Source organism: Nostoc sp. CALU 546 (assembly GCF_048836525.1).
Genome location: NZ_JAWJTF010000073.1, coordinates 39,388 through 49,072 on the forward strand (window position 1 = coordinate 39,388; position 9,685 = coordinate 49,072).

The window sequence follows — 9,685 nt, forward strand, 5'->3', positions numbered from 1 at the left end:
TCAAAATTTATAAACTCCCCAGGCCGGATTCGAACCAGCGACCAATCGATTAACAGTCGATCGCTCTACCACTGAGCTACTGAGGACCACTCACGATTTATAATCTTAGGGCTAAAAATAGTATTTGGCAAGTACTTTCGCCAATATTTTTTTTAGATGCTTAATTTATATAACTTTTGCAGCCAAAATCCATTCAGGAACTTAAGCAGAGACTCTTAAATACTAAATATTCAGTGTAATCCCATTCGTAATTCAGCCAGACGTTGCCGCGCTTTAGCATCAATGGCATTAGCTAAAAACCTACTCTTAGATTGTTTGCGCGTATGATACTTTTGTCGCATCCGGCAGACGGTAGCTTCCACTTCACCACAGAGTTGTTGTGCCGACAACCATTCAGCCCCATACCCTTGTATCATCAACTGCTGTGCCCGATCTGATGTAGCAACAATTACACGCGAAATCAAAGATTGAGCTATTTGCTGGCGAAAAGAAGCGCAGGATTTTTCAATATAAGTATCTGCTGTTTGCCCAAAATCAGTGTAATAAACAGATAAAAGCTCAGTAATAATTTCTTTATTACTAGAGGTGTTCTGATATTGGGCATCAAAAACTATCTGAGTTGTGTAACCTTGAAACGCACTGTAACCGGTCATTGCTTCCACAAGTTCGCCCCGTGCAGCCTCTAATCCAACACTATCACGCGTTTTTTTAAGGCAAGGCCAAGCGCCTATTATATTGTAGCCGTCCACTAACAAAACGGCTTGGAGTAAGGAACGGGGCATGGTTTTTAATCACAATTTTCTAGAGTTAACAAAATTCATTCATAAGTTTTATAATAATTGATGCATTGTCTGTAACACTATGCTACACAGAATAAAAAATACGGCAGCCTCACACAACTCAAACCTCAGACAGACGCACAAACTTAAAAACGCGCCTTTTAAATAAAGGCGCGTTGCAGTTCTTTTTTAGTAGTATTCAGGAGTGCTAAGTACAATGAATTTTACTTACTCAGCACTCAGCACTCGTTACTCAGCACTCAATTAAGAGGCTTCGCTGTGTACCTCCATCAGACGTTGTTTAAGGCGTTCAGCTTCACCTCTATCCACCAGAGAGCCTTTTTCTAGCAAAAAAGCGCCGTCACAGTAATTTAACTCATCTAATCGATGTGTCACCCACAGGGCTGTAATACCTCGACTTTTGACAAGGCGGCGAACACCAGCAACTAAATCTAACTGGCTATCTGGATCTAGTAAGGCAGTGGGTTCATCTAATAATAAGACTTCACAGCGGCGGGCGATCGCACCTGCGATCGCTACTCGCTGTTTCTGTCCTCCAGAGAGTGCATATATAGGGCGTCGTTGGAGGGTAAGCAAATTCACCGCCCCTAGCGCCTCCTCAACTCTTGCTCTGGTAGCAGCAGGTGGCAACTTTTCTTCCACCAATCCAAAAGCCACATCAGCACCAACAGTTGGCATCACTAGTTGATGATCTGGATTTTGGAAAACAAAGCCAACGGGGTGTAAAACCCTAATTTCGCCAGATTCAGGAGCTAATAACCCCGCCAGCAGTTTCAGTAACGTAGATTTTCCGCTGCCATTTGTACCCAAGAGCATCCAAAACTCACCCTTGGGTACTTCTAAAGAGCAAGATTTGATAACTTTCTCTCCATTAGGCCAACTGAAATTTAAATCCTTGACCTCAATGCCCACTTGAGCCATTTGTCAACCTTGGTTACTCAGCAGCTACAGCGAAAAAGCCTGGTGGTCTTCCACCACCAGGGGTTGTACCATCTTTCTGAACAATCTGCACCCCAGAAATTTCACTAGCGCGGACAGCAATTTTTTTCTCTGTCTTGCCCTCGCACTTGAGTTCTACAATGTCAGGGTTCCCAGAACGGATTGCTGCCAAAATTAGCTGATAGACAGCCTCAGCATCCTCTGCTGACTTACGTTGTACTGAGATCGGGAAAGCAGTGTTTCTGATGCTTAAATCGATGGTAAACATTTAGCAATAATCAAATTTAACTGTGGACTCATTTTAGCGTCAGCTGACTGATTCTAGGGAAATGGGGATTGGGGATTGGGGATTGGGATTAGGGGAGAGGTAACAGGTGATAGGGAATAATCTGTTACCTGTAACCTATTCCCTTCTTGTCTTCCCACCTCAATCTCAATCAAAAATTAATTTTTATGACAAAACCCCTAGAAAAATTAACGATTTACACCTAATATGATTAAAGGTGTGTAAAAAATTGTAAACTTGGTTAACAACCTGGTTAACTTTCTGCTTATGGAAGGCTTTTATCTGGCCATCTATAATACAGATACAACCTGTACTTATAAACATTTGGAGATTTGCTCTAATGACCATCGCAGTTGGACGCGCCCCCAGTAGAGGGTGGTTTGACGTTCTAGACGACTGGCTCAAGCGCGATCGCTTCGTATTCGTAGGTTGGTCAGGGATATTATTGTTCCCCTGCGCCTTCCTAGCACTAGGCGGTTGGCTGACCGGCACAACCTTTGTTACGTCTTGGTACACCCACGGATTAGCCTCCTCATACCTAGAAGGTGCTAACTTCCTGACAGTGGCAGTATCCACCCCCGCCGACAGCATGGGACATTCCCTATTGCTGTTGTGGGGCCCAGAAGCCCAAGGCAACCTCACCCGTTGGTTTCAATTGGGTGGTTTGTGGCCATTCGTAGCCCTGCACGGAGCCTTTGGTTTGATTGGCTTCATGTTGCGGCAATTTGAAATTGCCCGTCTGGTAGGTATCCGTCCTTATAACGCCCTCGCCTTCTCAGCTCCCATTGCAGTATTCGTCAGCGTATTCCTGATGTACCCCTTGGGACAATCTAGCTGGTTCTTTGCACCCAGCTTTGGCGTAGCGGCAATTTTCCGGTTCCTACTATTCTTGCAAGGTTTCCACAACTGGACACTCAACCCCTTCCACATGATGGGTGTTGCAGGTGTATTGGGTGGTGCTCTATTGTGCGCCATTCATGGTGCCACAGTTGAAAATACCCTGTTTGAAGACGGTGATGGTGCTAACACCTTCCGCGCCTTCAATCCCACCCAGTCTGAAGAAACCTACTCAATGGTGACAGCAAACCGTTTCTGGTCACAGATTTTCGGTATTGCTTTCTCTAACAAACGCTGGTTGCACTTCTTTATGTTGTTCGTGCCAGTCACAGGTTTGTGGATGAGTGCCGTCGGCATCGTCGGTTTAGCACTCAACCTACGGGCTTATGATTTCGTTTCCCAAGAATTACGGGCGGCGGAAGACCCTGAGTTTGAAACCTTCTATACCAAAAATATTTTGCTGAACGAGGGTATCCGCGCTTGGATGGCTCCTCAAGATCAACCCCACGAACAATTTGTATTCCCTGAGGAAGTTCTACCTCGCGGTAACGCTCTCTAATATTACAAGCCGACCATGACCTGAATAAGAATTGTGGTTGCCGAAAGTTGACACCCCACAGATTAAATAATCTCCTTGTAATCAGTCAATAAAACGTCAATTTTCCCCATTCTCCACTAATCTCCCATCATAAAGATGGGAGATTTTTTTCTGTACATGGTTAATATCTCTAAATTTGTATGTTATGTTAGGTGAAGGTTATGAACCCAGAGTAAATGCTCTGCCTTTTGAAACTAAGACCGCTTAGGCAATAAGGAGGTGATGCCCATGATAGAAAGTAGTAAATGCATGGGTCATCAGGTTGCAGTTAGCCGGCTGTGTGCCGGGGCTGTTCTCTAAAAGTTAGCCTTAGTCATCTTTGAGATACTAAGTTAGCTCAAGTAGCTAGGCAAGCTCGGAGTTCCTTCCGGCAGTCTGGTTGCAACCTGAAGACCCGCTAGACCGCCCTGACTTAGATCAACCGATCTAAATCAGGGCGGATAGTTTTTTATAGGTGAATTTTGTTTTATCAATGTTTACTTTTGAAAACTTAGATGGCGATGCCTAATGTGGGTAAAACCAATACGTTTAAGTTTTCTTAAAAAGAAAAATATCTTACTTGAAGAAGAATTCAGAAGTCAGAATTCAGAAGTCAGAATAAATCAGTCGCGGATCTGAATCCCCGACTGATAGCACAGCGTTAGCGAGTCCGCGAGCGTCTTGAAGACCACTAAATTTTCTTGTTTTGTGAGGGTGCAAAAACGCCGATTATTCAGACGCGACTCGAAAATACTCGCTAACGCTACGCTATCGCGGACTTGCTTGCCGCCGGCGCTATCCGCCAGTCATACAGAAAACATTGCTGAATTCTGACTCCTGACTCCTGATTTCTGTTCGATCAAACTTGGGGTCTGACTAGATGTGAGCAATAGCATCTATCAAATCTGATTTAAATATGCACACACGCATTATGCCTTAGTCGATCCTCCAATACTTTCTGTGTAGAGAATAAAAGGGATTTGCCTTTGTCAGATGCAAAATATAACAGATATATAAGTAGGAATTTTTTGATATGGCACAATTACTGACTGAAGCGGAAATTCAAGAACAGGCAAAGGTTCTGTCAGGTTGGACTGTTGAAGACTCTAAGTTGCAGATTACCCGCACATTCAAAGATTTTATCGAAGCAATTGAATTTGTGAATAAGCTGGTGGAGCCGGCTGAGTCAGCAGGACATCATCCAGATATAGAGATTTCCTACAACAAAGTGAAGATTACACTCACAACACATGATGCAGGCGGGTTGACGCAGACAGACTTTGATGTAGCACAGGCAATTTCCAAAATTCACTAAGCAATTTCTTTTGACATCTTGCATCAACTGACTGGAAGTAACCGCGACGCAAACTAAGTAGGTAAGCGTGAATAATTAAAGGTTCGTAGTAAGCGGCTCTAGCCTTATTTCCAAGGCTGGAGCCGCTTATTACAACCAATTTAACTAAATTTACATTGTGTAACTTAGGTTGATTTATTTTTTCTCTAACTGGAAAAAGTTATTTTTGATGACAAGCCGCTAAGTGTCTAAAGCTTTCAGCAATTTTGCTAAGTAGGAGCAAATGCCCTAAACCCTACTCCCTGCTTAGATATTTAGATAAGTATGTGTGACAGTTATTAAGCCGATCGCTCCAATCTTGCCATCTAGATCAGATGTTTTATAATGTTATGATATAAAGATATGTTTTTGCATAAGTTAATCACATAAGTTTTTAACCTCAAGTTAATCGTTTATTAGCTTTGCAAAAACTAAAATTGTAGTAGTGGCTACTATGCCTCATCCACAGGTTTCAATGAGATGTCGCATTTTTGAGAATTAGGTGCAACGAAACCAATTATCTAAACAAGGTGTGAGGAGTAAAGTGATGTCTAATCTTTTGTGGAAATCCTTAGTGGTTAGCCCAGCAGTTTTGGGAGCAACATTGTTAGTTTCGGCAACAGCAATTGCCGCCCCAAACACAACCACTGAAGTATCGCCAGCCGGACAAGCAAGTGCAACTGAAGTTGTCCAACAGCCAGAAATATTGGCTCAAACAACCATAGATCAAGTTAATCGCTACAGTAACGAAGGCAATCAAAGTAACTCTCAGTCTCAAGTAACATCGGTTTCTCAATTTTCCGACGTACAACCCACCGACTGGGCATTCCAAGCGTTGCAGTCTTTGGTTGAGCGCTATGGTTGTATTGCAGGTTACCCAAATGCTACTTATCGCGGTAACCGTGCCTTGACTCGTTATGAATTTGCTGCTGGTTTGAATGCCTGTTTAGATCGAGTTAACGAATTGATTGCCACAGCAACAGCTGACTTGGTAACCAAACAAGATTTAGCTACTTTGCAGCGGTTACAAGAAGAATTTTCCGCAGAACTGGCAACTCTACGCGGTCGTGTTGATTCCCTAGAAGCGCGGACTGCTGAATTGGAAGCTAATCAGTTCTCCACTACCACCAAACTAGTTGGTGAAGCCATTTTTGCTGTTAGTGATGTGTTTGGCGGTACTAGTGGTGACAACAACAACACTGTCTTCCAAAACAGAGTACGCTTAGACTTACAAACCAGCTTCACGGGTAGAGATGTTTTACACACACGTCTTGCTGCTGGTAATGCAGAAGCTTTTTTACTTGATACTCCTGTAGTCACTAATGAAGGTACACAAACCTTTCAAGTCGGTAATGGCGATGGTGGCAACAGTGTCAAAATAGACCGTTTAACCTATGAAGTTCCCATAGGCCCAGCCAACGTTTACCTCGCAGCTAGTGGCGGACGACACAGCCATTACGCTGCTGTTAACAACCCCTACTTTTTCGATCAAACTGACGGTGGTAATGGCGCCCTGTCTAGCTTTGCTTCTGAAAGTCCCATTTATCGGATTGGTGGTGGTGCAGGTATAGCGCTCAACATACCCTTTGGTCAAAACAGCGGTATTTTGGGAAATAGTTCAATAACTGCGGGTTACTTGGCATCAGAAGCGAATAATCCTGGTCTTGGTCAAGGTCTTACCAACGGCGACTATGCAGCTTTAGGACAGTTTAACTTTAGTGTAGGCGATCGCTTGGCTTTAGCTGCTACCTACGTCCACGCATATAATGGCGGAGCTGGTAATTTATTCAACTCCGGTTCTACGTCAAACGCAGATATTGTTGCAGTAGGTACTGGACAAGGTAATGCTTTACTAGGTGAAGGTTCCAGCAATTCCTACGGTCTGTCAGCTGCGTTTAGACCCAGCGACAAGCTATCAATTAGTGGCTTCGTCTCTTACCATGATGTCACCGGCTTCGGTGCAGATGATGATTATGAAGCTTGGAGCTACGGTGCTGGGGTTGCTTTAGTTGATTTTGGTAAACAGGGTAATGTTTTAGGTATTTTCGCTGGAGCAGAACCTTATTCTCGTAACCGAGCAGTTTTTGCTGGTAGTGGTAATGATGTACCTTATCACTTTGAAGGTTTCTACAAGTATCGCGTGTCAGATAACATCTCTGTTACCCCTGGTGTAATCTGGTTGACCTCTCCTGGTCAAAACAGCGATAACGACGATGCAATTATCGGTACGCTCAGAACAACTTTCACCTTCTAGAGTGTTAACTATCCACTAATAATTTTGAACTCTATTTCTCCCCGCCATGAGGCGGGGCTTTTTGTTTTGAGTAGCAGCAATGGATAAACCCCAGTATTTAACCGGAGTATACTAGAAAAGTTAGGAGTTGTGAATTCTACAAGTGACTTACGCCGTGAGTAACTTTTTCTGAATGAGCTTTTCTAATTTAAGTTGGCTTTATAAAGTTACATATTGCTTAATATCCTAACTCTGCCGATTTTGAACTTGGGATTTTATATTGAAGGAAAAATATAAAACTCAAATTGAATGACTCTTAATTCCTAACTCCTAATTTATAACCCCTAACTTATTGCTACTTGTGGAACTATCCTGTAAATCGGAATATGCAATTCTCGCCTTATTAGAGATGGCTACTCATTACGAAAGTGGCGAACCGCTGCAAATTCGACACATTGCAGCACGACAAAATATACCTGATCGTTATCTGGAACAACTACTAGCGACCTTGAGGCGTGGGGGTATAGTCAAGAGTCAACGCGGGTCAAAAGGTGGCTATCTGTTAACGCGAGAACCCCGAAAAATCATCCTTTTTGAGATTTTAGAATGTTTAGAAGGGTTAGAGGTGCAGACTGGTGAAGAAAAGGTTAATTCCAAAACGGTAGACAGTTCGGTTATAGAAGAAATTTGGCAAGAAGCAAGTTTTGCGGCAAATTCAGTGTTACAAAAATATACACTCCAGGATCTTTGTGAAAAAAGAGATTCCCGGCGGCAGTTGGATATCATGTACTACATTTAGTCAAGAATCATTTGTCGTTTGTTGATGACTAATGACTAATAACAAATAATTAATAATTAAGGACTAATTTATGCGAATAGCTCGTAACATTACAGAACTTGTTGGTCGTACACCCCTAGTGCAGTTGAACCGTATTCCTCAAACAGAAGGATGTGTTGCGGAAATTGTGGTCAAACTGGAAAGTATGAATCCATCGGCATCAGTTAAAGACCGGATTGGGGTGAGTATGATTAACGCTGCTGAAGAAGAGGGACTGATTACTCCTGGGAAAACAGTATTGGTAGAACCCACATCTGGAAACACAGGAATTGCCCTCGCAATGGCAGCAGCAGCTAAGGGTTATCGATTAATTTTGACAATGCCAGAGACGATGAGTGGGGAGCGTCGGGCAATGTTGCGGGCATACGGGGCAGAACTGGAACTAACACCAGGTATGGAAGGTATGAGTGGAGCAATTGGGCGGGCGCAACAAATAGTTAATACTACGCCAAATACCTATATGTTACAGCAGTTCCGCAATCCAGCTAATGCAAAAGTGCATCGGAAAACTACAGCGCTTGAAATCTGGGAAGATACTGATGGACAAGTAGATATCATTGTGGCAGGGGTGGGCACAGGTGGTACGATCACTGGTGTAGCGGAGGTGATTAAAGCACGCAAGCCTAATTCTAAAGCGATCGCTGTTGAACCAGCCAATAGCTCTGTTTTATCAGGGGGAAGACCAGGGCCACACAAAATCCAGGGAATTGGTGCTGGGTTTATTCCCCAAGTATTAAAGATAAAATTGATTGATGAAGTGATTACTGTCACCGATGAAGAAGCGATCGCTTACAGTCGGCGTTTGGCAAAAGAAGAAGGGCTACTATCTGGCATTTCTAGTGGAGCAGCTTTATGTGCAGCAATTCGCGTCGCCCAACGTCAAGAAAATAAGGGACGTTTAATTGTGATGATTCAGCCCAGTTTTGGTGAGAGGTATTTGAGTACACCGTTGTTCCAAGACTTGGAGGCAAGATTAGCCACTAGCGTCAGTTAACGATACATTGAATTAATGGTCAATTCTAAGCACGTTTCTAACCATTACGAAACTCTCAAAGTTAGTCCAAGTGCAAGCCAAGCGGAGATTAAGCTTGCTTATCGCCGCTTGGTTAAGTTATTTCATCCTGACAGTAATCAGGATACAGCTGATCACGAGCAGATTATCCGCATCAATGCAGCTTATGAGGTCTTAGGCGATAACCAAAATCGCCGTAATTATGACCAAGAACTGCAAGATGACTCTCAAAAATTAAATAGCGATCGCCAACAGCGTACAGCATCAGCGCAAAGGCATCACCAGACAAGACGAAAAACCGGACGCGATGTTGATGAGCAAGTTGAGGAATGGCTGCGCCAAGTTTACCAACCAGTTAATCGTTTGCTCTGTAACATTCTTTATTCGTTAGAAGAACAAATGGAGCAATTAGCTGCTGATCCGTTTGATGATGAGCTGTTAGATGAATTTCAGGAATACTTACAAGCCTGTCGAGATGACCTTAAACAGGCACAAAGTACTTTTCGCTCCCTACCTAATCCCCCTAGTCTAGCAAGAACAGCGGCTCACCTATACTACAGCCTCGATCAGGTAGCAGATGGACTCGAAGAATTAGGTTACTTTCCTTTGAATTACGATGAGCGTTATTTGCACACAGGTCAAGAACTATTCCGCATAGCTACGGGATTACACTGTGAGGCACAAGCGTCTGTTACATAGTAATTGGGCATGGGGCATTGGGCATTGGGCATTGGGCATTGGGCATGGGTTAATCCTGATATAGGAATCCGCTTTGATTTCTGAACTAATTTGCGTAGGCAGGCAATAGGCAATCTTGCTACAGGCAACAG

General features: G+C 43.4%; 9 protein-coding genes and 1 tRNA gene. 6 read left to right on the forward strand and 4 right to left on the reverse strand.

The window, feature by feature from the left end; genetic code table 11:
- Positions 1–14 precede the first annotated feature (14 nt).
- From RRG12_RS28535 to RRG12_RS28550, 4 genes are all read right to left on the reverse strand, one after another.
- Positions 15–86, reverse strand: a tRNA-Asn gene (locus RRG12_RS28535).
- A 144-nt stretch (positions 87–230) separates the two neighbouring features.
- Complete coding sequence (locus tag RRG12_RS28540) at positions 231–782, reverse strand: NYN domain-containing protein (protein WP_420761497.1); 552 nt, start codon at positions 780–782, stop codon at positions 231–233.
- Between the two features lie 261 nt (positions 783–1,043).
- Positions 1,044–1,721 carry an ABC transporter ATP-binding protein gene (locus tag RRG12_RS28545; RefSeq protein WP_069073620.1) on the reverse strand — a complete coding sequence of 226 codons (678 nt, stop codon included), beginning with the start codon at positions 1,719–1,721 and terminating at the stop codon, positions 1,044–1,046.
- A 13-nt stretch (positions 1,722–1,734) separates the two neighbouring features.
- A complete protein-coding gene (locus RRG12_RS28550) occupies positions 1,735–2,007 on the reverse strand; it encodes a hypothetical protein (RefSeq protein ID WP_012410874.1) in 273 nt (90 codons plus the stop codon).
- 358 nt (positions 2,008–2,365) lie between these two features.
- On the opposite strand from RRG12_RS28550, the gene psbD reads away from it, so the two are divergent.
- The 6 genes from psbD (at position 2,366) to RRG12_RS28580 (ending at position 9,554) form a co-directional block, all read left to right on the forward strand.
- Complete coding sequence (psbD, locus tag RRG12_RS28555; RefSeq protein ID WP_179066789.1) at positions 2,366–3,421, forward strand: photosystem II D2 protein (photosystem q(a) protein); 1,056 nt, start codon at positions 2,366–2,368, stop codon at positions 3,419–3,421.
- A gap of 1,051 nt (positions 3,422–4,472) precedes the next feature.
- A complete protein-coding gene (locus tag RRG12_RS28560; protein WP_069069054.1) occupies positions 4,473–4,754 on the forward strand; it encodes a 4a-hydroxytetrahydrobiopterin dehydratase in 282 nt (93 codons plus the stop codon).
- 565 nt (positions 4,755–5,319) lie between these two features.
- Positions 5,320–7,026, forward strand: coding sequence for an iron uptake porin (locus RRG12_RS28565; RefSeq protein WP_420761498.1), 1,707 nt, complete (start codon positions 5,320–5,322; stop codon positions 7,024–7,026).
- Positions 7,027–7,366: 340 nt separating this feature from the next.
- On the forward strand, positions 7,367–7,804 hold the full coding sequence (locus tag RRG12_RS28570; RefSeq protein WP_420761499.1) for an Rrf2 family transcriptional regulator: 438 nt from the start codon (positions 7,367–7,369) through the stop codon (positions 7,802–7,804).
- 70 nt (positions 7,805–7,874) lie between these two features.
- Positions 7,875–8,837: a cysteine synthase A gene (gene cysK / locus RRG12_RS28575; RefSeq protein WP_420761500.1), complete on the forward strand. Its 963-nt coding sequence runs from the start codon at positions 7,875–7,877 to the stop codon at positions 8,835–8,837.
- A 15-nt stretch (positions 8,838–8,852) separates the two neighbouring features.
- Complete coding sequence (locus tag RRG12_RS28580) at positions 8,853–9,554, forward strand: J domain-containing protein (RefSeq protein ID WP_069069050.1); 702 nt, start codon at positions 8,853–8,855, stop codon at positions 9,552–9,554.
- Positions 9,555–9,685 lie beyond the last annotated feature (131 nt).

What these genes read in the sequence shown, in the direction of transcription:
- RRG12_RS28540 (WP_420761497.1), bottom strand. Translation starts at nt 782, where the DNA reads ATGCCCCGTTCCTTACTCCAAGCCGTTTTGTTAGTGGACGGCTACAAT.
- RRG12_RS28545 (WP_069073620.1), bottom strand. Translation starts at nt 1,721, where the DNA reads ATGGCTCAAGTGGGCATTGAGGTCAAGGATTTAAATTTCAGTTGGCCT.
- RRG12_RS28550 (WP_012410874.1), bottom strand. Translation starts at nt 2,007, where the DNA reads ATGTTTACCATCGATTTAAGCATCAGAAACACTGCTTTCCCGATCTCA.
- psbD (WP_179066789.1), top strand. Translation starts at nt 2,366, where the DNA reads ATGACCATCGCAGTTGGACGCGCCCCCAGTAGAGGGTGGTTTGACGTT.
- RRG12_RS28560 (WP_069069054.1), top strand. Translation starts at nt 4,473, where the DNA reads ATGGCACAATTACTGACTGAAGCGGAAATTCAAGAACAGGCAAAGGTT.
- RRG12_RS28565 (WP_420761498.1), top strand. Translation starts at nt 5,320, where the DNA reads ATGTCTAATCTTTTGTGGAAATCCTTAGTGGTTAGCCCAGCAGTTTTG.
- cysK (WP_420761500.1), top strand. Translation starts at nt 7,875, where the DNA reads ATGCGAATAGCTCGTAACATTACAGAACTTGTTGGTCGTACACCCCTA.
- RRG12_RS28580 (WP_069069050.1), top strand. Translation starts at nt 8,853, where the DNA reads ATGGTCAATTCTAAGCACGTTTCTAACCATTACGAAACTCTCAAAGTT.